Source organism: Novosphingobium sp. BL-S-34 (assembly GCF_056857015.1).
Window position 1 is genome coordinate 606,476 of sequence record NZ_CM166472.1, and the last position, 23,704, is coordinate 630,179.

25 protein-coding genes are annotated in these 23,704 nt (G+C 64.2%); 17 read left to right on the plus strand and 8 right to left on the minus strand.

The genetic code is table 11. The annotated features are described in order from the left end of the window. Positions 1-136: 136 nt before the first annotated feature. Complete coding sequence (locus AC1VV3_RS02815; RefSeq protein ID WP_165921328.1) at positions 137-283, plus strand: hypothetical protein; 147 nt, start codon at positions 137-139, stop codon at positions 281-283. A gap of 205 nt (positions 284-488) precedes the next feature. Next, entirely contained in the window at positions 489-1,052 is a 564-nt protein-coding gene (locus AC1VV3_RS02820; protein ID WP_132262883.1) for a helix-turn-helix domain-containing protein, read from the plus strand. A 254-nt stretch (positions 1,053-1,306) separates the two neighbouring features. Here the strand turns inward: AC1VV3_RS02820 and eno are convergent, their stop codons facing one another. Beyond that, complete coding sequence (gene eno, locus AC1VV3_RS02825; RefSeq protein ID WP_132262885.1) at positions 1,307-2,593, minus strand: phosphopyruvate hydratase; 1,287 nt, start codon at positions 2,591-2,593, stop codon at positions 1,307-1,309. Between the two features lie 199 nt (positions 2,594-2,792). Here eno and AC1VV3_RS02830 point away from each other — a divergent pair, with 199 nt between their 5' ends. From AC1VV3_RS02830 to AC1VV3_RS02850, 5 genes are all read left to right on the plus strand, one after another. Then, a complete protein-coding gene (locus AC1VV3_RS02830; protein ID WP_132262887.1) occupies positions 2,793-3,308 on the plus strand; it encodes a hypothetical protein in 516 nt (171 codons plus the stop codon). A 21-nt stretch (positions 3,309-3,329) separates the two neighbouring features. Continuing rightward, complete coding sequence (locus AC1VV3_RS02835) at positions 3,330-3,716, plus strand: phage holin family protein (protein WP_431568554.1); 387 nt, start codon at positions 3,330-3,332, stop codon at positions 3,714-3,716. After that, complete coding sequence (locus tag AC1VV3_RS02840) at positions 3,713-4,033, plus strand: hypothetical protein (protein ID WP_132262891.1); 321 nt, start codon at positions 3,713-3,715, stop codon at positions 4,031-4,033. The genes AC1VV3_RS02835 and AC1VV3_RS02840 overlap by 4 nt, the downstream gene beginning before the upstream one ends. Continuing rightward, positions 4,020-4,601 carry a hypothetical protein gene (locus AC1VV3_RS02845; RefSeq protein ID WP_243840836.1) on the plus strand — a complete coding sequence of 194 codons (582 nt, stop codon included), beginning with the start codon at positions 4,020-4,022 and terminating at the stop codon, positions 4,599-4,601. Before AC1VV3_RS02840 ends, AC1VV3_RS02845 begins: the two co-directional genes overlap by 14 nt. A 130-nt stretch (positions 4,602-4,731) precedes the next feature. After that, the gene (locus tag AC1VV3_RS02850) at positions 4,732-4,953 is read left to right on the plus strand and encodes a DUF4170 domain-containing protein (RefSeq protein ID WP_132262892.1); all 222 of its coding nucleotides are present in this window, start codon (positions 4,732-4,734) and stop codon (positions 4,951-4,953) included. Positions 4,954-5,059: 106 nt separating this feature from the next. Here AC1VV3_RS02850 and greA read toward each other — a convergent pair whose 3' ends face one another. From greA to carA, 4 genes are all read right to left on the minus strand, one after another. Beyond that, positions 5,060-5,536 carry a transcription elongation factor GreA gene (gene greA / locus AC1VV3_RS02855; protein WP_132262894.1) on the minus strand — a complete coding sequence of 159 codons (477 nt, stop codon included), beginning with the start codon at positions 5,534-5,536 and terminating at the stop codon, positions 5,060-5,062. 130 nt (positions 5,537-5,666) lie between these two features. Further along, positions 5,667-8,990, minus strand: a complete 3,324-nt coding sequence (gene carB / locus AC1VV3_RS02860; protein ID WP_431568553.1) for a carbamoyl-phosphate synthase large subunit — start codon at positions 8,988-8,990, stop codon at positions 5,667-5,669. Positions 8,991-9,037: 47 nt separating this feature from the next. Further along, the gene (locus AC1VV3_RS02865) at positions 9,038-9,415 is read right to left on the minus strand and encodes a hypothetical protein (RefSeq protein WP_132262897.1); all 378 of its coding nucleotides are present in this window, start codon (positions 9,413-9,415) and stop codon (positions 9,038-9,040) included. Positions 9,416-9,581: 166 nt separating this feature from the next. Continuing rightward, a complete protein-coding gene (gene carA, locus AC1VV3_RS02870; protein WP_431568552.1) occupies positions 9,582-10,748 on the minus strand; it encodes a glutamine-hydrolyzing carbamoyl-phosphate synthase small subunit in 1,167 nt (388 codons plus the stop codon). A gap of 163 nt (positions 10,749-10,911) precedes the next feature. Between carA and AC1VV3_RS02875 the strand changes: the two genes are divergently transcribed. The 3 genes from AC1VV3_RS02875 to rpoD are packed head-to-tail and all read left to right on the plus strand — an operon-like array spanning position 10,912 to position 15,346. Beyond that, the gene (locus AC1VV3_RS02875; RefSeq protein WP_431568551.1) at positions 10,912-11,364 is read left to right on the plus strand and encodes a GatB/YqeY domain-containing protein; all 453 of its coding nucleotides are present in this window, start codon (positions 10,912-10,914) and stop codon (positions 11,362-11,364) included. Between the two features lie 27 nt (positions 11,365-11,391). Continuing rightward, positions 11,392-13,287, plus strand: coding sequence for a DNA primase (gene dnaG, locus AC1VV3_RS02880; RefSeq protein WP_431568550.1), 1,896 nt, complete (start codon positions 11,392-11,394; stop codon positions 13,285-13,287). A 40-nt stretch (positions 13,288-13,327) separates the two neighbouring features. Beyond that, positions 13,328-15,346 (plus strand): RNA polymerase sigma factor RpoD, encoded by a 2,019-nt coding sequence (rpoD, locus tag AC1VV3_RS02885; protein ID WP_132262904.1) that lies wholly within the window; start codon positions 13,328-13,330, stop codon positions 15,344-15,346. Positions 15,347-15,413: 67 nt separating this feature from the next. On the opposite strand, the gene AC1VV3_RS02890 is transcribed toward rpoD, so the two are convergent. Beyond that, entirely contained in the window at positions 15,414-15,665 is a 252-nt protein-coding gene (locus tag AC1VV3_RS02890) for a hypothetical protein (protein ID WP_132262905.1), read from the minus strand. Positions 15,666-15,760: 95 nt separating this feature from the next. Further along, the gene (locus tag AC1VV3_RS02895; RefSeq protein WP_431567456.1) at positions 15,761-17,473 is read right to left on the minus strand and encodes a M28 family peptidase; all 1,713 of its coding nucleotides are present in this window, start codon (positions 17,471-17,473) and stop codon (positions 15,761-15,763) included. 166 nt (positions 17,474-17,639) lie between these two features. On the opposite strand from AC1VV3_RS02895, the gene rpiB reads away from it, so the two are divergent. The 7 genes from rpiB (at position 17,640) to AC1VV3_RS02930 (ending at position 22,140) form a co-directional block, all read left to right on the plus strand. After that, positions 17,640-18,077, plus strand: a complete 438-nt coding sequence (rpiB, locus tag AC1VV3_RS02900; protein ID WP_132262908.1) for a ribose 5-phosphate isomerase B — start codon at positions 17,640-17,642, stop codon at positions 18,075-18,077. Between the two features lie 17 nt (positions 18,078-18,094). Beyond that, the gene (gene glyA, locus AC1VV3_RS02905; protein WP_431567455.1) at positions 18,095-19,393 is read left to right on the plus strand and encodes a serine hydroxymethyltransferase; all 1,299 of its coding nucleotides are present in this window, start codon (positions 18,095-18,097) and stop codon (positions 19,391-19,393) included. Positions 19,394-19,412: 19 nt separating this feature from the next. Continuing rightward, complete coding sequence (locus AC1VV3_RS02910; protein WP_132262912.1) at positions 19,413-19,637, plus strand: hypothetical protein; 225 nt, start codon at positions 19,413-19,415, stop codon at positions 19,635-19,637. A gap of 32 nt (positions 19,638-19,669) precedes the next feature. Further along, positions 19,670-20,158: a transcriptional regulator NrdR gene (nrdR, locus tag AC1VV3_RS02915; RefSeq protein ID WP_132262913.1), complete on the plus strand. Its 489-nt coding sequence runs from the start codon at positions 19,670-19,672 to the stop codon at positions 20,156-20,158. Next, positions 20,151-20,903, plus strand: a complete 753-nt coding sequence (locus AC1VV3_RS02920) for an RNA methyltransferase (RefSeq protein WP_482961951.1) — start codon at positions 20,151-20,153, stop codon at positions 20,901-20,903. Before nrdR ends, AC1VV3_RS02920 begins: the two co-directional genes overlap by 8 nt. A gap of 257 nt (positions 20,904-21,160) precedes the next feature. After that, on the plus strand, positions 21,161-21,775 hold the full coding sequence (gene rpsD, locus AC1VV3_RS02925) for a 30S ribosomal protein S4 (RefSeq protein ID WP_021235709.1): 615 nt from the start codon (positions 21,161-21,163) through the stop codon (positions 21,773-21,775). A gap of 167 nt (positions 21,776-21,942) precedes the next feature. Continuing rightward, the gene (locus tag AC1VV3_RS02930; protein WP_134092953.1) at positions 21,943-22,140 is read left to right on the plus strand and encodes a hypothetical protein; all 198 of its coding nucleotides are present in this window, start codon (positions 21,943-21,945) and stop codon (positions 22,138-22,140) included. Between the two features lie 418 nt (positions 22,141-22,558). Here AC1VV3_RS02930 and tgt read toward each other — a convergent pair whose 3' ends face one another. Further along, positions 22,559-23,695, minus strand: coding sequence for a tRNA guanosine(34) transglycosylase Tgt (tgt, locus tag AC1VV3_RS02935; RefSeq protein ID WP_431567453.1), 1,137 nt, complete (start codon positions 23,693-23,695; stop codon positions 22,559-22,561). Positions 23,696-23,704 lie beyond the last annotated feature (9 nt).

The window sequence follows — 23,704 nt, forward strand, 5'->3', positions numbered from 1 at the left end:
GTATTCGGAGGTATTGGTCGAAAAAATTCCGCCCCCTTTGCGGTGCGGGTCGCAAACCCTGGTCCGGGGGCGTTCGGACCCAGTCGAGAGCCACTCTCGCCTGTCGGAGAACCAGAGTGTGAAGAGGGACGCTAATATGACTCAGTTGATCGGTGAACTTGGCTCGAAACTCGAAAAACTCGAGGAATTGGGCGCTTTCGTGGCTGCGGCCCATCTCCAGGCCGCCATCGACGCGTTGCGCGGTCAGCACAAATCCGAGCAAATTCGCTCCAAACCGGACTAGCCTGCGCAAGACGGACTTGCCCCGCTGTGGTTAACATTGGACCAGTTCGCGAATACTATTACCGTTTCTACCAGTTCCACCGAATTTGGCACTGCTGGAATCAATCCATCGCGAACACCTGTAGTAACAGCCGCGAACACGATCGTATTCCATCGGGAGATGGTGGTGCGATGTGCTTGCGGCCAGGCGCTGGTGGCACTGGTTTATGGAGAAGACCGATCAGTTGATGCGCAATCGGGCGAAGGCCATTCGTCTGATCGGCATCGCCAATGAACTTCTGGCCATGGCGCGCGAACTCGAAATCGGAGCAAGTGCCGCCACGGACATCATGGGCATCGGCATCCCCATCGAAACGCGGGAGACGACCAAGACGGCCAGCCAGGATCACCCCGTATGGGTGGAACTGGCGCGCCAGACTTACGAGGACCGTCGGCGCCGCAGCAAGATCTTCCAGTCGGAAGAGCTTTTCGGCGAACCGGCCTGGGACATCCTCCTGGACCTTTTCATCGCCGCCAAGGAACGCCGGCGCGTATCGGTCACCAGTGCATGCATCGGCTCGGCCGTGCCTTCGACAACGGCGCTGCGCTGGATCACCATTCTCGAAAAACAGAGCCTTCTCGTCCGCGAAGCCGATCCTGGCGACGCGCGTCGGGTCTACGTGAAACTGAGCGCGCGGGGCTACGCCGCGATGCTCGAGTACTTCGCCTCCGCATCCCGATCCGTGGTGCTGCTCGACGATCCCCGCCCCGGGATCCTGGCAGCCTTATAACAGATGCCTGCAACCAACCCGTTCCGCCCCACAGGGGGTTAGCCAGGCACAAGGATGGGATATGCGGCGGTGACCGGGTGGTCGATTTCTCCTGACGGAAATCGGCCACCCGGCTTTCTCCGGCCAGACCCGGCATTCCCGGGCAGCAGAACCGCGACGAAAAGGGCCCGGTCCCCATACGGAGGCCGGGCCCTTTTTCATGCCGCAAGGCTGGCCCGGCCGGATATTCCCGCCGGGCCGGCCTCGTCGTTCCGTCAGCGCGAAAGACGGCCGAAGGCCGAGGCACCGGCGTAACGCGCCGCCTTGCCCAGCTCTTCCTCGATACGGATGAGCTGGTTGTACTTGGCGAGCCGGTCCGAACGCGCGAGCGAGCCGGTCTTGATCTGGCCGCAGTTGGTGGCGACGGCGAGGTCGGCGATGGTCGCATCCTCGGTTTCGCCCGAACGGTGCGACATGACGGCGGTATAACCGTTGCCCTGCGCGATCGAGACGGCTTCCAGCGTTTCCGTCAGCGTGCCGATCTGGTTGACCTTCACCAGGAGCGAGTTGGCCAGGCCCTTGTCGATGCCCATGGTCAGGCGCTTGGGATTGGTGACGAAAAGATCGTCGCCAACCAGCTGGACCTTGTGGCCGATCTTGTCGGTCAGGGCCTTCCAGCCTTCGAAATCGTCCTCACCCATGCCGTCTTCGATCGAGATGATCGGATAGGCTTCGGTCAGATCGGCCAGGTAATCGGCAAAGGCCACCGGAGTCAGGCTCAGGCCCTCGCCGCTGATCTCGTACTTGCCGTTCTTGAAGAACTCGGTCGAGGCGCAGTCGAGCGCGAGCTGGATTTCCGAACCCGCCTTGAAGCCTGCCTTTTCGATCGAGGCCATGATGAAGTCCAGCGCATCGCGGGTGCTGGCAAGGTTCGGCGCGAAACCGCCTTCGTCGCCCACCGCGGTGGCCAGGCCCTTCTCGTGCAGGCCCTTCTTCAGGGTGTGGAAGATTTCCGAACCCCAGCGCACCGCTTCGGCGATCGAATCGGCGCCGACGGGCATGATCATGAATTCCTGGAAATCGATCGGGTTATCGGCATGTTCGCCGCCGTTGATGATGTTCATCATCGGCACCGGCAGGACATGCGCGGAAACGCCGCCGACGTAGGAATAGAGCGGCAGGCCGCGCGCATTGGCAGCCGCCTTGGCGACGGCAAGGCTGACGCCGAGAATGGAGTTGGCGCCGAGGCGGCCCTTGTTCTCCGTGCCATCAAGCTCGATCATGCACAGGTCGAGATCCCGCTGGTCTTCGGCATCCATGCCGACCAACTCTTCGGCGATCTCGCCATTGACCGCGTCCACGGCCTTCAACACACCCTTGCCCAGATAGCGCGACGTATCGCCGTCACGCAGTTCGACGGCCTCGTGCGCGCCGGTCGAAGCACCCGAAGGAACTGCTGCACGACCGAAGCTGCCATCTTCGAGAAGAACATCGACTTCGACAGTGGGATTGCCGCGGCTGTCGAGAATTTCGCGGCCGTGGATATCGATAATCGCGGTCATAACGGGATATTCCTCCTGCAAGGCGCCCCCTGAGACGCTTGGGCGCACTCTCGTCCGGCGTCTTAGCAGGGGAACTACGCCTGACAAGTTGCGTTGCCATTTCGACGACAAGTTGTGTTACTCATGCCGCATATCGCTCAAGACACCGAGCGGCCTCGAAATGAATACGGCGCAACGGGAAGCAAGGAAGGAATTCGCAATGTCCGAGACCACCACGAGCACCGGAAACGGCACTGACGACGCCAAGAGCCATTTCACCAAGGCCGTCGAAGAAGCGAAGGCCGGCGTTCAGGCCATGGCCGACGGTTGCCATGAGAAGTTCAGCCAGACCAAGGGCGAATTGTCGAGCGAAGCCAAGGTCCGTTCGGAAGATGCCAAGGCCAAGGCCAGCGCCTTTGCCGACGACGCCAAGGTCAAGGCCGCCGATTTCGCGAACCAAGGCAAGGCCAAGGCCAGCCAGGCGATCGTCGGGCTGTCGAAGATGATCGACGACAATGCCGGCCTGATCGACGAGAAGGCAGGCGCGAAGTACGGCGACTATGCCCGCACCGCGTCCAAGTCCCTTGCCGATACCGCGACCAAGCTCGACGAGAAGTCGATCGATGAACTTGGCGAGGAAGCCAAGGAATTCGTGCGCAGGAGCCCGGTCGCCGCAGTCGGCATGGCGGTGGCAGCCGGCTATCTCTTCGCTCGTCTGTTCAAGAGCGGCAAGTAAGCGCTTATCGTTCGCACGACGATGCTGGACACCCAAGCCAACCTCGCCCCTCCCCTTCAGGAGGGCGAGGACCTTTCCCTGATTGAAGACGTGCGCCTGTTGCTGGGCGAAGCGCGAACGTTCGCGCAGGCGGAAGTCACGTACCAGAAAACGCGGGCCGCCTATCTCGCCGCCGAGACGAAATCCATCGCCGTTCTCGGCGTCGGCGCCGCCGTCTTCGTGTTCTTCGCTCTCATGGCCCTCGTTCTCGGCGCGGTCATCGCCGTCGGCACACTGATCGGGCCATGGCTGGCCATGGTCGCGGTGCCGGTGGCGATCCTGTTGGTTGCCCTGTTCATGGGGCTTTCCGCGCGGGGCCGTGTGAAGCGGATGATGGCGATCCTGAAGGAAAAGGAAGGTTCGGAATGAGCGCCCTCGCCCGCCAACTGGAAGTCGATCGTTCGGCCAGGGACACCGCAAAGGCCGTGTTCGATGCCCGTTACGGCGCGCTCAAGGCCGATTTCGAAGTGCGCGGTCTGGCCGGTCGCATCATCGACGAGGCTGTCGAACAGGCGGCCGACATGTTCGACGAGGCGGTCACCGTCGTTGAAGAGCATCCCGTCGCGATTGGCGGAACCTTCACTGCCCTGGTGCTTTGGCTTCTGCGTAACCCGATCATGGCCGGGATCGATCGACTGTTCGGTTCCGGCAGACACCCGAAGGAGTCCGACGGTGAGCAAGACTGAAACGACCACCCCTACCCTCCCCGCAACCTCAGCCAGCGATTCCAATCCCGGCAAGGTCGTGGCGCTCAAGGCCGCCAAGGCCGAGCAACGCCCCTCGGAAAAGGTGGTGGCGTTCGTGAAGAGCCATCCGGTTCTGGTGGTGGCAGGCGGATTGGCGGCGGGGGCGCTCGTCAGCGCACTGCTGCCGCGCCGCATGACCCGTGGCGTCCTGTCGCGCGGAGCGCACCTGGCCGAAGCGGCCGGCGCTGCCACTGCCCTGCTGGGCAAGGAAGCTGCCGAGAAGGCACACGATCTGAGCGCAAGTGCGCGCAAGAAGGCCGGCCTGGTAGCCGACAGCGCCGAGAAGAACGGCGAACTTGCCGCCGAGCGACTTGAAAAATACGGCATGGCAGCGCTGGCTGCTGCAAGTGCCCTTGGGCGCGCGTCGGCAAAGCGGGCAAGCGAAGCCGGTGAAGTGGCCGCCCGCCAGGCGCACAAAATCAGTCATTCGGCCAGCGAAACCGCCACTTCCGGCAGTCACCGCATTGCCGAGATCTTTAGCGGACTGACTCAGCGCCTACCGCATTGACCTCCTCTTTTCGTTATTGAGAAGCAGTATCATTTATGAGAGCGGATCGCCGGTGCGATCCGCTCTTGCCCTGTAACCTGGCAAAACGTATGGGGTCCGCATCTCTCTTCCCACTCACGAAAGCGGTCCCATGCAGAAGCTTCACCTTGTGATGGGCGGCCGGGTCACAGATCCCCGCAGCCTTGAATTCGCCGATCTCAATGAACTCGATCTGGTCGGCGTCTACCCGGACTACGCCTCGGCAGAAGACGCCTGGCGTTCGTCCGCCCAGCGCACGGTCGACGATGCGGAAATGAAGTATGTGATCGTGCACCTGCACCGTCTGCTTCAGCCCGACCAGCCGGAAGCCTGACGAGCGGCAAGCCCTCACGGGGGCTTCACCCGCAAGTCGCGGATAACGAAAAAGGCCGGCATTTCTGCCGGCCTTTTCTTTTGTCTGCAAAACGGAAGATCGGCGCTCAGACGAACTCGATCTTCTGCACCAGATAGAACTTGTCGCCCGCCGGAACGGTGACTTCCACTTCTTCCTCGACCCTGCGGCCGATCAGAGCCTTGCCCAGCGGCGAGTTGTAACTGATGCGACCGACGCGGGCATCGGCTTCATAAGGGCCGACGATCTGGTAGCGCACGGGCTTGTCGTCTTCATCGAGCAGCGTCACAGTCGCGCCGAAGATGATCTTGTCGCTCGAAAGCGTGGCCGGATCGACGATCTGGGCGCGCGTGATCTTGTCTTCCAGATCCGCAATCGTCGCTTCGACCTGGCCCTGACGCTCCTTGGCGGCATGATATTCGGCATTTTCCGAAAGATCGCCGTGCGCGCGCGCTTCCTCGATCGCGTCAACGATCCGGGGGCGCTCTTCGCGCAGCGCCTTGATCTCGGCGGTAAGCTTCTCATACCCTTCCGCGAGCATGGGGAGCTTTTCGATACTGGCCATCAAACACTTCCTTCCTGCTGCCTCCCCGCTCCGCGAAACCAGTCAGGTGAGACTAGTTTCCTGTCCCGTCCCTCAGGGTTTTCCCGGGGACTGGGCCGATCTGCAGCGATGTGGGGAGGCTAGATCGATTTCAGCTATAATAATCCTGCAACGAACGCACTTCAAGCTGGCTCCCGCGCTGTGCAGAAATTGCCTGTGCAGCAGCGACACTGGCAGCCGCTGTCGTGAAGTACGGCACCTTGCCTGTGAGCGCCGAAGCGCGGATCGATTGCGAATCCTTCAGGCTCTGCCAGCCCTCGGTGGTGTTGAAGATCAGCGCGATATCGCCATCGACGATCTTGTCGACGATGTGCGGACGACCTTCCGCCACCTTGTTCACCAGTTCCACCGGCAGACCGGCTTCGCTCAGGTACTTGTGGGTGCCCGACGTGGCGACGATGCGGAAGCCTTCCTTCACCAGCGACTGTACCGCAGGCAGGATCACCGCCTTGTCGCTGTCCTTCACCGAGACGAACACCGTGCCGCTATCGGGCAGGCGCATGCCGGCGCCGAGCTGGGCCTTGAGGAACGCGGTCGGGAAGTCGGCATCGATGCCCATGACTTCGCCGGTCGACTTCATTTCCGGGCTCAGCACCGGATCGACGCCGGGGAAGCGCGCGAAGGGGAACACCGCTTCCTTGACCGCCATGTACGGCAGGTCGCGCTTGAAGGGCGGGAAATCGGCCAGCTTTTCGCCCGCCATGACGCGGCTGGCGATCTTGGCGACCGGCTGACCGAGTGCCTTGGCAACGAAGGGTACCGTACGCGAGGCGCGCGGGTTCACTTCGATAAGGTAGACCTCGCCATCCTTCACCGCGAACTGGATGTTCATAAGGCCGCGCACGCTGAGGCCGAAGGCCAGCGCTTCGGCCTGACGCTCCATCTCGGCAATAATCTCGGCCGGCAGGCTGTAAGGCGGCAGCGAGCAGGCGCTGTCGCCGGAGTGGATGCCCGCTTCCTCGATGTGCTGCATGACGCCGGCCACGACGACCTGGTCGCCGTCGCAAAGCGCGTCGACGTCACATTCGATCGCATCGCGCAGATACTGGTCGATCAGCACCGGGCTGTCGCCCGAAACCTGCACGGCCGTGGTGATGTAGTCGTCAAGCTGCTGCTCGCTGTCGACGATTTCCATCGCGCGGCCGCCGAGCACGTAGCTGGGGCGCATCAGCACCGGATAGCCGATGCGGTTGGCGACGTTCACCGCTTCATCGCGGCTGCGGGCGATGCCGTTGGCCGGCTGCTTCAGGCCCAGCTTGTCGACCAGCGCGGAGAAGCGCTCGCGGTCTTCGGCAAGGTCGATCGCGTCCGGCGAGGTGCCGAGGATCGGGATACCCGCGTCCTCAAGCGCCTGGGCCAGCTTCAGCGGGGTCTGGCCGCCGAACTGCACCAGCACGCCGACCAGTTCGCCGTTCTGCTGCTCTACGCGCAGGATTTCCAGCACGTCTTCGGCGGTCAGCGGCTCGAAGTAGAGGCGGTCGGAGGTGTCGTAGTCGGTCGACACGGTTTCCGGGTTGCAGTTGACCATGATGGTCTCGTAGCCGACTTCGGCAAGCGCGAAGCAGGCGTGGACGCAGCAGTAGTCGAACTCGATGCCCTGGCCGATGCGGTTGGGACCGCCGCCGAGGATTACGATTTTCCGGCGATCCGACGGGTTCGCCTCGTTCTCCGGCTCACCGAAGATCGGCGCTTCGTAGGTCGAATACATGTAGGGCGTGACCGCCTCGAACTCGGCCGCGCAAGAGTCGATGCGCTTGAACACCGGGTGGACGCCCAGCTTCTGGCGCAGCTTGCGCACTTCGTTCTCGCTGGTGGCGCCGGCCATGGCGCGCAGCGCGTCGTGCACGAGGCCCGAGCTCTTCGCCTGGGTTTCGCCCATGCCGCCGGCCACGCCGACCGAGCGCACGGCGAGCGTGGCAAGGCGCTTGTCCGAGAAGCCCATGGCCTTGACGCGGCGCAGGCCCTGCGCATCGATCGGCAGGCCGTGCTTCATGATCTGCGCCTCTTCGGCGACGATCTCTTCGATGTGGCGCAGGAACCACTTGTCGTAGTGCGCGATGGCGTGGATCTCGTCGACCGAGAAGCCTTCGCGGAAGGCCTGGGCCGCCACCAGCAGACGGTCCGGCGTCGCCTTGGAGAGTGCGGCGGTGATCACGTCCCGCCCGGCGCCTTCCAGTTCGACCACGCGGTTGAAACCGTCGAGACCGGTTTCCAGGCCGCGCAGGGCCTTCTGCATCGATTCCTTGATGTTGCGGCCGATCGCCATGACTTCGCCCACCGACTTCATCGCGGTGGTGAGGTCGTTCTTGGCGCCCTTGAACTTCTCGAAAGCGAAGCGCGGGATCTTGGTGACGACGTAGTCGATGGTCGGCTCGAACGCGGCCGGCGTGGCGCCGGTGATCTCGTTCATGATCTCGTCGAGCGTGAAGCCCACGGCCAGCTTCGCCGCGACGCGCGCGATCGGGAAGCCGGTGGCCTTCGAAGCCAGCGCGGACGAGCGCGAGACACGCGGGTTCATCTCGATGACGATCAGGCGGCCATCCTTCGGGTTGACCGCGAACTGCACGTTGGAACCGCCGGTCTCGACGCCGATCTCGCGCAGCACCTCGATCGAGGCGTTGCGCATGATCTGGTATTCCTTGTCGGTCAGCGTCAGCGCCGGGGCCACGGTGATCGAGTCGCCGGTGTGGACGCCCATCGGATCGACGTTCTCGATCGAGCAGATGATGATGCAGTTGTCGTGCTTGTCGCGCACGACTTCCATCTCATACTCCTTCCAGCCGAGCAGCGATTCTTCGATCAGCACTTCGGTGGTGGGAGAGGCATCGAGGCCCGAGCGGACGATCGCCTCGAACTCTGCCTTGTTGTAGGCAATGCCGCCGCCGGTGCCGCCCATCGTGAAGCTGGGACGGATGATCGAAGGCAGGCCGGTGGTTTCCAGCACCGCGAACGCTTCGTCCAGAGTGTGGGCCACGCCCGAGCGCGCCGAGTTCAGCCCGATCTTGTCCATCGCGTCGCGGAAGCGCTGGCGATCCTCGGCCTTGTCGATGGCGTCGGCGTCCGCGCCGATCATCTGCACGCCGAACTTCTCCAGCGTGCCGTCGTTGAACAGCGCCAGCGCGCAGTTCAGCGCGGTCTGCCCGCCCATCGTCGGGAGCACCGCATCCGGGCGCTCCTTCTCGATGATCTTGGCGACCACTTCCGGGGTGATCGGCTCGACATAAGTGGCGTCGGCCATGTCCGGATCGGTCATGATCGTCGCCGGGTTCGAGTTCACCAGGACGACCCGGTAGCCCTCTTCCTTGAGCGCCTTGATCGCCTGGGTCCCCGAATAGTCGAATTCGCAGGCCTGGCCGATGATGATCGGGCCGGCGCCGATGACGAGGATCGAGGAGATGTCTGTGCGCTTGGGCATGGGCTGTCCTGGGGTGTCCTGTGTGTCTTGTATGTCGGACTGGCGGCCTAGGCCACCAGCTCGCCAAACGCCTTGTCCCAGTAATCCGGGCCTTCGGCTTTGGCTTGAAGAATGATCGGGTTGCTGTCCTGCTCCTCGCGGATCACCGCGCGGTATCGGTCAGCCTGGAACTGGTGCATCGAACCGCCGTACTCGCCCTCCGTGGTCGACCAGGCGCCCGTTTCGAGCATCCGGTCGATGAAGACCTTGCCGGCTTCCTTGGCGTGCTTGCGCACTTTGGGGCCGAACTTGCGAACGGCCACCGAGACCTTGTCCTCGAAGATGAGCTGCAGTTCACCGTAAGGGTAGAACCGCGGCGCAACCGTGAGTTCGGCAGCCTGTCCGGCAATATAGTAAGCGATCATGTGGTCGATAAGGTCGGTCATCGTATGGCCCCTTGCCTCTGGTGGGTTCCCGGCACCAAGGCCGGGCTCCCGACTGCATAGGCAAAGGGACATGCCGGGTCGAAAGCTCGCTGGGCCGCACCGGCAATGATCGCCGATGCGGGGTGCGGCACGGATGCCGCCAGAAGAGCCCGACCCGCCAATCCCATCAGGCCAGCATCCCCACGAACTTTTCGAAGAGGTAGAAGCTGTCCTGCGGACCGGGGCTGGCTTCGGGGTGATACTGCACGCCGAAGGCCTTCTTGCCCTTGATCGAGATACCGCAGTTCGAACCGTCGAACAGGGAGACATGCGTCTCCTCCACGTTCTCCGGCAGGGTCTGGTTGTCGACCGCGAAGCCGTGGTTCATCGAGGTGATCTCGACGACGGCGTCATCCAGGCGCTTCACCGGGTGATTGGCGCCGCGATGGCCCTGGTGCATCTTCGAGGTCTTTGCGCCAGCCGCAAGGCCGAGCATCTGATGACCGAGGCAGATGCCGAAGATCGGCACGTCGCGCTCCAGCAGCGAGCGGATCACGGGAACGGCATATTCGCCGGTCGCCGCCGGGTCACCCGGGCCGTTGGAGAGGAACACGCCCGCCGGCTCCAGCGCGAGGATCGCGTCGAGCGAGGTCTCGGCAGGCACCACAGTAACGCGTGCACCGGCCTTCACCAGGTTGCGGAAGATGTTGTCCTTGGCGCCGTAGTCGATGGCGACGACATGCGGGAGAGCGTCGCCCTCCGCCGCACCGAAGCCCTGGCCGAGTTCCCAGGTCGAGCCTTCCCAGCCCTCCTGAATTTCGCGGCTGACGATCTTGGCAAGGTCCATGCCTTCGAGGCCCGGCCATTCCTGGGCGCGCTGGATGAGCGCGGGAATGTCGAACTCGCCGTCCGGGTTATGGGCGACGACGGCGTTGGGTGCGCCTTGCAGGCGGATGCGGCGGGTGAGCGCGCGGGTGTCGACGCCCGAAAGACCGACCTTGCCCTTGAGCGCGAGCCAGTCGCCGAACTCACCGGCAGAGCGGAAGTTCGAGGGCAACGTCACGTCTTCGCGGACGACGCAGGCCACGGCGCCATCGACTCTGGATTCGAGATCCTCGTCGTTGACACCGACATTGCCGATGTGGGGGAACGTGAAAGTGACGATCTGGCCCGCGTAGGACGGGTCGGTCATCACTTCCTGATATCCGGTCATCGCGGTGTTGAAGCAGACTTCGCCGACTGCTTCGCCGACGGCTCCAAAGCCGCGGCCCCAGACCACGTGTCCATCGCTCAGGACGAGAACGCCTGTCGCCCCTTCAGGTTTGGGCGCAAGCGTATATGCGGCGTCGGCCATGGTGGGTCGCTCCGTTTACGGCGTTTCTGACTATGTGTGCTAAGGGCTGCCCGCTAGAGAGGGTTGTGCACCGCGTCAAGGCGCGAGAGGTGCAATTTGGCGCGCGGCTTGCTAGTTTTGCGCCACGACACTTCCCCAAACCTATCAGAACAGCAGGAAAACAATGCTTCGTGATTCGATCAAGGCCGCCCAGATCACCGCGATGAAGACGGGCGACAAGCCGCGTCTCGCCGCCGTGCGCCTCATCCTTGCCAAGATCAAGGACCGCGACATCGAACTGCGCACCGCCGATTCTCTTCCGGACGACGATGCCATGGTGATCGACGTGCTCCAGAAGATGGTGAAGCAGCGCCGCGAATCGATCCAGCTCTTCGAGGAAGGTGGCCGTCCCGAAAAGGCCGCCGACGAGAAGGCCGAACTGGAAGTGATCGAAACCTTCCTGCCCGCGCAGCTCTCCGAGGAAGAGACCAAGGCCCTGATCGAGGCCATCAAGGCCGAAGTCGGTGCCGAGAGCATGAAGGACATGGGCAAGGTCGTCGCCGCGCTGAAGGCGCGCCACGGCACCCAGCTCGACATGGGCAAGGCTTCGGGCTGGGTGAAGGCGGCGCTGGCCTGACCTGATACGAAATCGGGCGGCAGGACCGTGCTTACTCCCCAATGGCTCGACCAACTGCGCACGCGGGTAACGCTGTCTGCGCTGATCGGTCGCTCGACCCGCCTCACGAAGGCGGGGCGCGAGTTCAAGGCCTGCTGCCCGTTTCATAACGAGAAGTCTCCAAGCTTCACCGTCAACGACGAAAAGGGCTTCTATCACTGCTTTGGCTGCGGCGCACATGGAGATGCGATCCGCTGGATGACGGACCATCAGGGCCTGTCGTTCATGGACGCGGTCAAGGAGCTGGCGGCCGAGGCGGGCATGGACGTCCCTGCTCCCGATCCGCGCGCAGCCAAAGCGGCGGAAAAGCGCGATACGCTTCATGACGTGATGGCCGCCGCGCAAGCCTGGTTCGTGCAGAACCTGTCGTCGCCCGGCGGAGAGGCGGCGCGCGCCTATCTCGGCACGCGTGGCTTCGATGCCCATACCCTCCAGCGCTTCGGCTTCGGGTTCGCGCCCGAGGGGCGGCAGGCGATGAAGGAAGCGCTGGGCAAGTTCCCCGAAGCGATGCTGATCGAGGCGGGCCTGCGGATCGAAGTTGAGAACCGCGATCCCTACGACCGCTTCCGCGGCCGCCTCATGCTGCCGATCGAGGACGCGCGCGGCCGCGTCATCGCCTTCGGCGGGCGCATCCTCTCCAAGGAGAAAACGGATGCCCCGAAGTATCTGAACTCCCCGGACACGCCCCTCTTCGACAAGGGCCGCACGCTTTACAACCTCCACCGCGCCGCGCCTGCCGCGCGCCAGTCGGGCCGGATGGTGGTGGTGGAAGGCTACATGGACGTGGTCGCCATGGCGGCCGCCGGGATCGGCGAATGCGTCGCCCCGCTGGGCACGGCGCTGACCGAGCAGCAGATCGAGATGCTCTGGCGCCATGTCGAAATGCCCGTGCTCTGCTTCGACGGCGATGCGGCGGGCCAGCGCGCGGCGATGCGCGCCGTCACCCGCGCCCTGCCCCTGCTCCGCCCTGCCCATTCCCTGCGCATCGTGCGCCTTCCCGAAGGTCTCGACCCGGACGATCTCATCAAACAGCGCGGCGCCCGGGCCATGGAAGAGATTCTCGGCGCGGCCAGAAGCCTGATCGAAGTGCTCTGGGAAGTGGAGCGCGACGCGCAGCCGCTGACCACGCCCGAGGACAAGGCCGGCCTCAAGGCCCGCCTGATGGCGCATGTCGATGCGATTCAGCACCCGGATATCGCCAGCCTCTACCGGCGCGAATTGCAGGATCGCTATTCCGAATTCGCCTTTCCCAAGCGTGAAAGCCGCTGGCAGCAGGGTGGCGGCGGAGGTGGTGGCGGCCAATTCCGTGCAAACCAGCCGCGCGGCGGTCGTGGGAACTTCCAGAACGGCCGCTGGCAACCCCAGGCCGAATCGACCCCCGAATCGCTCGAACGCCTGCGCCGGGCAACCGGCGGAGGCGCGCGGGATGCGCTCTCGGCCGCAGTGCTTGCCGGGCTTATTCAATGGCCTGCGCAGGTTCGCCGCCACGCCGAGGCACTGGCCCGCACCCCCGGGCTCGATCCGCGCTTCGGGTTGCTGCTCGATTGCTGCCAGGCCAGCGGCGCGCTTGAAAGCGACCACCTCGCCACCATATTGGTCGAGAATGGTCTGGAGATTCCCGGCACCGCAGAATACTCGGGATTGCGCTTCGGGTTCCTGAACACCGATACCGGCCCGGACCAGGCGGCAGAGGATCTGGCCCAGGCAATAGACCTCCTGGTAGAGCGTCCGGTTCTGGATGCGGCATTGGCTCAGGCAACGGCAAGGTTCGAAAGCGAGTTGTCTGAAGAGGCATTTGCCGATCAGCAGCGCCTGCTCAAGAGAAAGCTGGAATTTGATAGTCGGCTCAGGCAAATGGCGACAAGACAGGCGGCTTCTTCCTGACGGTATAATCGGGTTGAATGCACGGGGATAACGGCGAAGAATGAGCAAGAACGACAACACCGGCGGCGACGACGGGACCGACGCACCGCTGATCGACCTGAACGAAGGCGCGATCAAGAAGCTGATCGCCCGCGCCAAGCGCCGGGGTGTCATTACTTACGACGAACTGAACGAAGCTCTCCCGCAAGACCAGATGTCCTCCGAACAGATCGAGGACATCATGGCGGCCATCTCCGAAATGGGCATCAACATCGTCGAGAGCGATGAAGATTCCGAAGGCCAGCAGGAAGACGACGACCGCGACAACGAGGAGTCCGATTCGGACGACGTTTCGCCCCGCATGGTGGTCGATACCAAGAAGAAGGAAACGGTCGAGCGCACCGACGACCCCGTGCGCATGTACCTGCGCGAGATGGGCGCCGTCGAACTGCTCAGCCGCGAGGGCGAAATCGCCATCGCCAAGCGGATCGAAGCCGGCCGCGACATGATGATCCTGGGCCTCTGCGAGAGCCCGATCACGTTCCACGCCATCATCCAGTGGTCCGAAGCGCTCAACAACGGCGAGATGCAGCTGCGCGAGATCCTCGATCTCGACGCCATGCTCTCGAAGGAGCCCGCGCCGGAAAGCCTGTCCGAGGACGGTGAAGGCGACGACGACGGCGAGATCAGCGAAAAGACCGCCGGCCCCTCGTTCAAGGACGAGGACGAAGTCGAGGAAGAGTCCGGCGACGAAGTCGACGAGGACGGCAACCCGATCCCCAAGCGCGAAGCCGAGGAAGAGGAAGAGGACAACACCCTCAGCCTCGCCCAGATGGAAGCGGCCCTCAAGCCCGAAGCGCTTGAGAAGTTCATGCTCATCACCGAGCTGTTCCAGGCCTTCGAGCGCCTCCAGTCGGAGCGTCTCGACGCGCTGGCGCTGGGCATCGACTTCCCGGCCGCCAAGGAAGACCAGTACCAGCAGCTGCGCGAAGACCTGACCGCGCAGGTCGAATCGGTGAAGTTCCACGCGACGAAGATCGAATATCTCGTCGACAACCTCTACGCCTTCAACCGCCGCCTCACCACGCTGGGCGGCCAGATGCTGCGCTTGGCGGAGCGTCACAAGGTCAAGCGTGCCGATTTCCTTGAGACTTATGTCGGCCGCGAGCTGGACGACACCTGGCTCACCGACATGGCCAAGAAGGACAAGAAGTGGGCGGCCTTCGCCGAGGCCGAAGTCGATCCGGTCGAGCGCATCCGCGCGGAAGTCTCGGACATCGCCGCCGCCACCGGCATGGCGCTTCCCGAGTTCCGCCGCATCGTCAACATGGTCCAGAAGGGCGAGCGCGAGGCGCGCATCGCCAAGAAGGAAATGGTCGAGGCGAACCTGCGCCTGGTGATCTCGATCGCCAAGAAGTACACGAACCGCGGCCTTCAGTTCCTGGATCTCATCCAGGAGGGCAACATCGGCCTGATGAAGGCGGTCGACAAGTTCGAGTACCGCCGCGGCTACAAGTTCTCGACCTACGCCACCTGGTGGATCCGTCAGGCGATCACGCGTTCGATCGCGGATCAGGCCCGCACGATCCGTATCCCGGTGCACATGATCGAGACGATCAACAAGCTGGTCCGCACCAGCCGCCAGTTCCTTCACGAGCAGGGCCGCGAGCCCACGCCCGAGGAAATGGCCGAGCGCCTGTCCATGCCGCTCGAAAAGGTCCGCAAGGTGATGAAGATCGCCAAGGAGCCGATCTCGCTTGAAACGCCGATCGGCGACGAGGAAGATTCGCACCTCGGCGATTTCATCCAGGATACGAACGCGATCATCCCGGTGGATGCGGCGATCCAGGCGAACCTCAAGGAAACGGTCACCCGCGTCCTTGCCTCGCTGACCCCGCGCGAGGAGCGCGTGCTGCGCATGCGCTTCGGCATCGGCATGAACACCGACCACACCCTTGAGGAAGTCGGCCAGCAGTTCTCGGTTACCCGCGAACGTATCCGCCAGATCGAGGCCAAGGCGCTGCGCAAGCTCAAGCACCCGAGCCGCAGCCGCAAGATGCGCTCGTTCCTCGATCAGTGAAAGCAGCGAAATCTCAGGAAAAAGCCCCGCCGAAGCGGGGCTTTTTTTTCGGTCTTCGTCCGCCGGGCTATCGTCCGCAAGGACGCTGATCGACCACGTCGTAGCCCTTCGCCCGCGCCATGCAGGCATTGTTGAAAGTCTGGCGCTTACCGCGCTTCACCGCGCATACCGGCGCATATTCCCGCGTGCACATCGCCGGTTGCTCAGGGCGCGGCGGAGGCGGCCGATGGGGGCGGTCCGGTCCCGGCATGGTCTCCATGCATCCCGCCATCACCAGAATGCCGGCCATACCCAATGTCGACAGCACAATACGCTTCACGGTCGCTCTCCCTTCTGCGGGTCAAAACCGCCACGAGGCTGCCCGCAGCTTGCGGTAATCGCAAGACTACAGTCTTTCCTCATCCGGAATAACCCTTAGCCCTTCACCCCGAGCTTACGAACCTGGTCGTAGGCCGCCACGCTTGCTGCCGGGGCGTCCCACCGCACCCAGAGCGCGATCCCGATCGCCAGCACCAGCAGCGCCGCGGCCGCCCCTCGCGCCGCCCCTTTCGGCAGCGGCCGCCTTAGCGGCACGAGCACCGGCACCGCCATCAGCAGCGGCACCAGGCAAACCATCGGAACGACCGGCCCCACCGCCTGCATCAGCGAATAGCCCAGGAGCAGCGCATAGCCTGTCACCAGCGCCGCAACGATCACGCTCGCAAGGACCGGGTCGCGCCTGGGCATCGCGCCTCGCAGCAAGGCGACCACACCGCCCAGCAGCAAGGGCACGGTCAGGACATAGGCCGCCGTCGGCGCGAAAACCTGGAACGCCGCTCCGGCCAGCCAGACCGGCAGGACCAGCCCCACTTCGCCCGATGCCGAATCGGGCCGCCGCCAGAGCAACGCCAGCCCCACCGCGAGCGAACCGCACAAGGCCACCACCTGAAGCCTCGGGATCGCCGCCAGCCGGTCGTAATAGTTCACCGGGCCGTCCGCTCCGGACACCAGGTTCAGCGCCCAGAGCAACCCGCCGGTGAGCACGACAAGCGCCAGCATCCGCACTGCCCCGCCCGCCAGCGTCGGAGGATCGAACCGCCGCATGGCCATCATGCCATAGCCCGCGAAAGCCACCGCCAGCATCGCCCAGCCCCACCACGGCGCATAGTGGAACACGAACAGGCCGAAGACATCGAAGAACACGATGTCCGGCGCCCCCCGCGGCAGTTCCGAGGTTTGCGTCAAGGCGCGCGCCAGTCCCAGGGTCTGCTCGCCCATCTGCTGAAGCGCGCCGCGATCAAGGTTCTGCGCAGTCGCCAGCGGCGAGTGATAGAGCCCGGGCCTGCCGATGAAGGCGAAGTTCCAGGCGGCATAGCCGCGCGGCAGGGCGACGCTCAGGTCGGTGTCGTTGGGCAGAATGCTGTAGATGAACGTCGCCAGCGAAGTGCCCGCCGGATGCGGCGCGGAAGCCGCCCAAATCCGCGCCGCTTCGCCGTTCAGCGCAGAAGTCTGGAACAGATTGGCCTTCCCACCGCCCCCGCGGGTCTCCAGATTGACGATCGCGCCGATCCGCCCTGCCTCGCCCGCCTCGGCAAAGAACATCTTCGCCCCGTTCAGCCCGGCTTCCTCGCCATCGGTCAGGATCACCAGCACATCGCGTTTCCGGTCGCGATCGAGCGAAAGCGCGCGCACCGTTTCAAGAATCGAGGCCACACCCGCGCCGTCGTCCGCCGCTGCCGGAGAGCCCCAGACGCTGTCGTAATGGGCCATCAGCGCCACGGCCGGGAGATTCGGCTCCTTGCCGCGCAGCAGCCCCAGCACATTGACCAGCGGAATGCGCTGCGCCTTCGCCCCGCTGCGCCGGTTGAGCGCCGCGCGCGCGCCTTCCGGAAACTGCCCGTCCTGCGTACGCACGGTCAGCCCCAATCCGCCCAGGCGCTGCATCAGATAACCGCGCAAGGCCGCGTGCTCGTCCGAGCCGCTGGGATGCGGCGCGCGGGCAATGCGCTCGATATCGCCCATGGCCCGCATGGCCGAGAATTCCGCGGGCGGCGCGGAAACCGGCGCGGGGCGCGGCGGTGTCGTGCCCAGGATAGCGAGCACGATGGCCAGAAGGATCGCCGCCATCAGCCACTTGCCGTTTTTCATGCGATCCTCCTGAAATTCCGGTAACATTCCCCGCGCACAATGCCACTTCCCTCACGGGGAACCAGTCCCTTTCGAATCCGTTCGCGCGCAAGACTCGCAATGCGACGAAGTCACGACTAAGGGGAGGCGCAACGAATCTCCGCATCAGGACAGGCAGCCCGATCCCATGCGCATTGCGATTGCTTCAGACCACGCCGCCATCGACCTCAAGGCGACCCTGCGTGAATACCTTATCGAGCAAGGCCACGAAGTCGCCGACCTCGGCCCGGACACCGCGGACCGTGTCGACTATCCCGACTACGGCTACAAGCTGGCCTCCGTCGTTGCCGACGGTACGGTCCAGTTCGGCGTCGCGCTTTGCGGCTCGGGCATCGGCATCTCGATTGCCGTGAACCGCGATCCCGCATGCCGCTGCGCGCTCGTATCCGAGCCGCTCTCCGCCGCGCTGGCGCGTGAGCACAATGACGCCAACGTCATCGCCATGGGCGCGCGCCTGACCGGCGAAGACATGGCCAAGGCCTGCCTCGATGCCTTCCTTTCGGCCGAGTTCGGTGGCGGACGCCACGCGGGCCGCGTCGAAAAGCTTTCCAACCCCGTCTTCTGAAACGGAGAAACCCGAACATGACTGTAGATACCGCCATCCGTTCCGCCGGTTTCTTCACTGACGGCGTTGCCCAGAGCGACCCCGCCGTCGCCAAGGCCATCGGCCACGAACTCAGCCGCGAGCGCAAGCAGATCGAACTGATCGCCTCGGAAAACATCGTTTCCAAGGCCGTGCTGGAAGCCCAGGGCTCGGTGCTGACCAACAAGTACGCCGAAGGCTACCCCGGCAAGCGCTACTACCAGGGTTGCGAGCCTTCGGACGAAGTCGAGACGCTCGCCATCGAACGCGCCAAGCAGCTGTTCGACTGCCAGTTCGCTAACGTCCAGCCTCACTCGGGCGCGCAGGCCAACGGCGCGGTTCTCCTCGCCACCGTGAAGCCGGGCGACACCATCATGGGCATGAGCCTCGATGCCGGCGGCCACCTCACCCACGGCGCGCGCGCCGCGCTTTCGGGCAAGTGGTTCAAGGCCGTGCAGTACGGCGTGACCAAGGACACCCACCTGATCGACTACGATGAGGTCGAGGCCCTGGCCAAGGAGCACCAGCCCAAGCTGATCATCGCCGGCGGCTCCGCCTATCCGCGCGTGATCGACTTCAAGCGCATGCGCGAAATCGCCGACGCCGTGGGCGCGCTGTTCCAGGTCGACATGGCGCACTTCGCCGGCCTCGTCGCCGCTGGCCTGCACCCCTCGCCGTTCCCGCACGCGCACATCGCCACCACCACCACGCACAAGACGCTGCGCGGCCCCCGTGGCGGCATGATCCTCACCAATGACGAGGCGCTCGCCAAGAAGATCAACTCGGCAGTGTTCCCCGGCCTTCAGGGCGGCCCGCTGATGCACGTCGTCGCCGCCAAGGCCGTGGCCTTCGGTGAAGCGCTGCGCCCTGAGTTCAAGGACTACGCCGCGCGCGTGATCGAGAACGCCCAGGTACTCGCCGCAACGCTGAAGGAACGCGGCGCAGCGATCGTCTCCGGCGGCACCGACACGCACCTCGCCCTGATCGACCTCTCGCCGCTCGGCGTGACCGGCAAGGACGCGGACGAGGCGCTGGAACGTGCGGGCATCACCTGCAACAAGAACGGCATCCCCTTCGATCCGCTGCCGCCGATGAAGACCAGCGGCATCCGCGTCGGTTCGCCGGCCGGCACCACGCGCGGTTTCGGCCCGGAAGAATTCCGCGAAATCGGCAACATGGTCGCCGACGTGCTCGACGGCCTTGCCAAGTGCGGCGAAGCGGGCGACGCTCAGGTGGAGCAGAACGTGCGTGCGCGCGTTGAAGCGCTGTGCGATCGATTCCCGATCTACGAGGACTGATTTCAGGAGCCCCAGTGCCATGACCGACCCGAACCGCCCCAACGACACCGGTGATTTCATGTCCGACGCCCGCCATGAGCTGGCCGGAATGCTTCAGGATGGCATGGGCCATCCCTCCACCAAGCCGGTCTTGATCTGGGGCGCGGCGGGTGCGGTCGCGGCCGCCGTGCTGCCGTTCGTGTCTATCCCGCTCGGCCTTGCGGTCGGTGCGGGATACCAGTTCTACAAGCGCGTGCGCCCCTGAAAGTCTCTCAAGTTTTGAAAGTAGCTGACTGAATGCGCTGTCCTTTTTGCGCTCACGACGATTCCCAGGTCAAGGACAGCCGCCCGACCGAGGACAATACCGCGATCCGCCGCCGCCGCCAGTGTTCCAGCTGCGGCGCGCGGTTCACCACATTCGAACGCGTGCAGCTTCGCGAAATCACCGTGGTGAAAAGCGACGACACCCGCGAGCCGTTCGACCGCGCGAAGATCGAGCAGTCGGCCACGCTCGCCTGCCGCAAGCGCGGTATCGAGCGCGAGAAGATCGACCAACTGGTCTCCGGCGTGCAGCGCCAGGTCGAGACCCTGGGGGAATCGGAAGTATCCTCGCGCGAGATCGGGGAAATGGTGATGGAAGGCCTGCGCCAGCTCGATTCCGTTGCCTATATCCGCTTCGCCTCGGTCTACCGCGCCTTCAACGAAGCGCGTGACTTCGAGGAATTTGCCGGAACAGTCCGCGATGTCGCGGGTCCGGGCGCCATGGAAGGCAGCAAGAATGACTGACGTGAACAAGCCGGTCGTCGTGCTGGTCCGCCCGCAACTGGGCGAGAACATCGGCAAGGCCGCGCGCGCCATGCTGAATTTCGGCCTCGTGGAAATGCGTCTCGTCTCCCCGCGCGACGGGTGGCCCAATCCCTCGGCCGGTCCGGCTGCGGCAGGCGCCGACGTCGTCCTGGAGCAGGCGGAAGTCTTCGAGACGCTGGCCGAAGGCGTGGCAGACTGCGCCAATGTCTACGCCACCACCGTGCGCAAGCGCGGCGTCACCAAGCCCGTCGTCACCCCCGAGCAGGCCGCGCGTGAAATCCACGCCGCAGCGGAAGCCACCGGCGCCCGCTCGGCCTATGTCTTCGGGCCGGAGCGTTCGGGCCTGGAGACCGAGGACGTCGCGCTCGCCCGCGCGATCCTGACGGTGCCGATCAATCCCGAATTCGCCTCGCTCAACCTGGCGCAGGCGGTAATTCTCTGCGCTTACGAATGGTCGAAGGGCGCCGCGGCGTCCGGCGAACTCGCGCAGCCCACGCAGGAGGAATTGCTTCCCCCTGCCCCGCAAGACGAATTGGAAGGCCTCATCGGCCACTTCGAGCAATTGCTCGAACCCAAGAACTATTTCTGGCCCGAAACGCGTGCGGCGGCCAACCGGCTGACCTTGCGCAATCTTCTCACGAAGCCGGGCTGGAATCACCTCGAAGTGCGCACCCTTCGCGGTGTGCTCTCTGCCCTCGGAAACAAGCGTCGCCCGCGAGATTGATTTTTTGCCCGGCTGTCGCCGGGTAGCGGCACCGCTGCTGCGGATTGTCCAAAAACGCCATCTCGCTTGACATTCCTGCCCGAGCCCGTATGGGGCACCCCTTCACATGGCGCCTGCCTTCTTGACAGGTCTGTCCATTCGGCCCCGCACCCCGGTGAAGCGGCGGCCGCATTCCGCATATTAGGCGGAATGGTGCGCCCCGGGAAAACATGGACCGCTTCCACCGTGGCAGCGGCAGCAGAAAAGGAGAACGACTTATGTCGAAGCGTAAAAGCGCCAAGTACAAACTCGACCGCCGCATGGGCGAGAACATCTGGGGTCGCCCGAAGAGCTCGGTCAACCGCCGCAGCTACGGCCCTGGCCAGCACGGCCAGCGCCGCAAGGGCAAGCTGTCTGACTACGGTCTGCAGCTCCGCGCCAAGCAGAAGCTCAAGGGCTACTACGGCGACGTGACCGAGAAGCAGTTCAAGGCTACCTACCAGGAAGCCTCGCGCATGAAGGGCGACACCGGCCAGAACCTGATCGGCCTGCTCGAGCAGCGCCTGGACATGGTCGTGTACCGTTCGAAGTTCGCGCCCACCATCTTTGCGGCTCGCCAGATCGTTTCGCACGGCCACATCCGCGTCAACGGCGTGAAGTGCAACATCGCTTCGCGTCGCGTGAAGGTCGGCGACGTCATCAGCCTGGGCAACAAGGCCAAGGAAATGGCGCTGATCATCGAAGCCCAGAACCTGCCCGAGCGTGAAGTCCCCGACTACGTCGCTCAGGACGGCACCGACAAGGTGACCTTCGTTCGCGTTCCCTCGCTGGACGAAGTGCCCTATCCGGTGAAGATGGAACCGAACCTGGTCGTCGAGTTCTACTCGCGCTAAGTTTCGGGCCTATCGGCCAGAAATAGGAAGGGCGGCTCCCTCGCGGAGCCGCCCTTTTTGTTGCCCTGCGCAGTCTTATTTTTGCTGCGCCAAAACGCTGAAAAACCGCGCCGAATCGTTGGTTCTGTCAGGGAACGGACATGGAACTTGTGCATTAGACCTGCATCATGTCCCGATATCGTTTCATCACTCCCAATCGCACTGGCAAATGGTACCCCGACCTCGAAACCGCCAAGCAGTTCGCGGCCGAGATCGGTGCCGGATTCCTCGATTCCAGAACCGGACGCTTTGTGACGTACGTCGGCACCAAGCTAGAGATCGGCGCGCTCCACGAAGATCTGGAAGAAGGATTGGAGCCCGCCTGATCCAGGGCGGTGAGTATGCGGGCCTTTGGGCCTCGCTGACAGCCTTGGATCGGTAGCGCCGGGTTATTCCGGATACTCGAAGCCGCGTCCGCGCGATGCGCCACCAACGCACCGCCGTCTGCCAACGCGATGCGATCTTCGCAAAATGTGATGGCGCCTGCTGATACTATGTCGGTTGCCAAATACACATCGTCGTCGGTTGCCCAATACACATCGTCATTGCGAGCGTAGCGAAGCAATCCAGGGGCGGCTCTACGCGACTCTGGATTGCTTCGCTACGCTCGCAATGACGAAGGATGTGTGGCGGCTTAGGAGAGCGACGAATTGGGCTGGCCTCTTAGGATTAGCCCCGAACATCACCTCCGCCTCGCCCCAAGCTCCCATCATGCCGGAAGGAGACCGGCACGCCCCTTTCAGGCTACCCGTCGCGTCCGCCGAAATAATCGCGGCGGAAATCGGCCGCGAACTGCGCGAAAGTGCCTGCGGCGATGGCCTCGCGCATGCCCTGCATGAGCTGCTGGTAGAACGAGATATTGTGCTCGGTCATCAACATGGCGCCGAGGATCTCGCCGGACTTGACGAGGTGGTAGAGGTAGGCCCGGCTGTAGGTCCCGCAAGTCGGGCACTTGCAGCGCTCGTCCAGCGGATTGTTGTCCTCAGCATGGCGGGCATTGCGCAAGTTCAGCGGGCCGTTCCAAGTGAAGGCCTGGCCATTGCGCCCCGAGCGGCTGGGCAGGACGCAATCGAACATGTCGACCCCGCGCTCCACGGCGCCCACCAGATCGTCTGGCTTGCCCACGCCCATGAGGTAACGCGGGCGGTCGGCGGGAAGCTGGCCCGGTGCGAATTCGAGTGTGGCGAACATCGCCTCCTGCCCTTCGCCCACGGCAAGACCGCCGATGGCATAGCCGTCGAAGCCGATGTCGGTGAGCGCATCGGCGCTCGCCTTGCGCAGACCTTCGTCGAGCGCGCCCTGCTGGATGCCGAACAGCGCCGAATTGGCCGCATGTTCGCCGCCGCTGTCGAAACCGTCGCGGCTGCGCTTCGCCCAGCGCATCGACATTTCCATCGAGCGCGCGATCACGTCGCGCGGCTGGTCGATCTTCGGGCACTCGTCGAAGCACATGACGATATCCGAGCCGAGCAGACGCTGGATCTCCATCGAGCGCTCGGGCGTCAGCAAGTGGCGCGATCCGTCGAGGTGGCTAGCGAAGGTCACGCCGTTCTCCGTGATCTTGCGCAGATCCGAGAGGCTCATGACCTGATAGCCGCCGCTGTCCGTCAGGATCGGGCGATCCCAGTTCATGAACTTGTGCAATCCGCCAAGCCGCGCGACGCGCTCGGCGCCGGGGCGCAGCATGAGGTGGTAGGTATTGCCCAGGATGATGTCGGCGCCGGTGGCGCGCACGTCCTGCGGCTTCATCGCCTTCACGGTGGCAGCGGTACCCACCGGCATGAAGGCGGGCGTGCGGATTTCGCCGCGACGCATCTTGATGACGCCGGTGCGGGCCTTGCCGTCGGTGGCGTGGATGGAGAATTCGAAACGGGGGTTCATGCGCCGCCC

Excerpts from the sequence above, each read along its gene's own strand:
- AC1VV3_RS02920 (WP_482961951.1), top strand. The coding sequence starts at position 20,151 with ATGACTGACGTGAACAAGCCGGTCGTCGTGCTGGTCCGCCCGCAACTG.
- rpiB (WP_132262908.1), top strand. The coding sequence starts at position 17,640 with ATGCGCATTGCGATTGCTTCAGACCACGCCGCCATCGACCTCAAGGCG.
- AC1VV3_RS02820 (WP_132262883.1), top strand. The coding sequence starts at position 489 with ATGGAGAAGACCGATCAGTTGATGCGCAATCGGGCGAAGGCCATTCGT.
- glyA (WP_431567455.1), top strand. The coding sequence starts at position 18,095 with ATGACTGTAGATACCGCCATCCGTTCCGCCGGTTTCTTCACTGACGGC.
- rpsD (WP_021235709.1), top strand. The coding sequence starts at position 21,161 with ATGTCGAAGCGTAAAAGCGCCAAGTACAAACTCGACCGCCGCATGGGC.
- AC1VV3_RS02930 (WP_134092953.1), top strand. The coding sequence starts at position 21,943 with ATGTCCCGATATCGTTTCATCACTCCCAATCGCACTGGCAAATGGTAC.
- rpoD (WP_132262904.1), top strand. The coding sequence starts at position 13,328 with ATGAGCAAGAACGACAACACCGGCGGCGACGACGGGACCGACGCACCG.
- AC1VV3_RS02910 (WP_132262912.1), top strand. The coding sequence starts at position 19,413 with ATGACCGACCCGAACCGCCCCAACGACACCGGTGATTTCATGTCCGAC.
- nrdR (WP_132262913.1), top strand. The coding sequence starts at position 19,670 with ATGCGCTGTCCTTTTTGCGCTCACGACGATTCCCAGGTCAAGGACAGC.
- AC1VV3_RS02850 (WP_132262892.1), top strand. The coding sequence starts at position 4,732 with ATGCAGAAGCTTCACCTTGTGATGGGCGGCCGGGTCACAGATCCCCGC.
- carB (WP_431568553.1), bottom strand. The coding sequence starts at position 8,990 with ATGCCCAAGCGCACAGACATCTCCTCGATCCTCGTCATCGGCGCCGGC.
- eno (WP_132262885.1), bottom strand. The coding sequence starts at position 2,593 with ATGACCGCGATTATCGATATCCACGGCCGCGAAATTCTCGACAGCCGC.
- AC1VV3_RS02815 (WP_165921328.1), top strand. The coding sequence starts at position 137 with ATGACTCAGTTGATCGGTGAACTTGGCTCGAAACTCGAAAAACTCGAG.
- AC1VV3_RS02835 (WP_431568554.1), top strand. The coding sequence starts at position 3,330 with ATGCTGGACACCCAAGCCAACCTCGCCCCTCCCCTTCAGGAGGGCGAG.
- carA (WP_431568552.1), bottom strand. The coding sequence starts at position 10,748 with ATGGCCGACGCCGCATATACGCTTGCGCCCAAACCTGAAGGGGCGACA.
- AC1VV3_RS02865 (WP_132262897.1), bottom strand. The coding sequence starts at position 9,415 with ATGACCGACCTTATCGACCACATGATCGCTTACTATATTGCCGGACAG.
- AC1VV3_RS02840 (WP_132262891.1), top strand. The coding sequence starts at position 3,713 with ATGAGCGCCCTCGCCCGCCAACTGGAAGTCGATCGTTCGGCCAGGGAC.
- AC1VV3_RS02830 (WP_132262887.1), top strand. The coding sequence starts at position 2,793 with ATGTCCGAGACCACCACGAGCACCGGAAACGGCACTGACGACGCCAAG.
- AC1VV3_RS02875 (WP_431568551.1), top strand. The coding sequence starts at position 10,912 with ATGCTTCGTGATTCGATCAAGGCCGCCCAGATCACCGCGATGAAGACG.
- AC1VV3_RS02895 (WP_431567456.1), bottom strand. The coding sequence starts at position 17,473 with ATGAAAAACGGCAAGTGGCTGATGGCGGCGATCCTTCTGGCCATCGTG.
- tgt (WP_431567453.1), bottom strand. The coding sequence starts at position 23,695 with ATGAACCCCCGTTTCGAATTCTCCATCCACGCCACCGACGGCAAGGCC.
- greA (WP_132262894.1), bottom strand. The coding sequence starts at position 5,536 with ATGGCCAGTATCGAAAAGCTCCCCATGCTCGCGGAAGGGTATGAGAAG.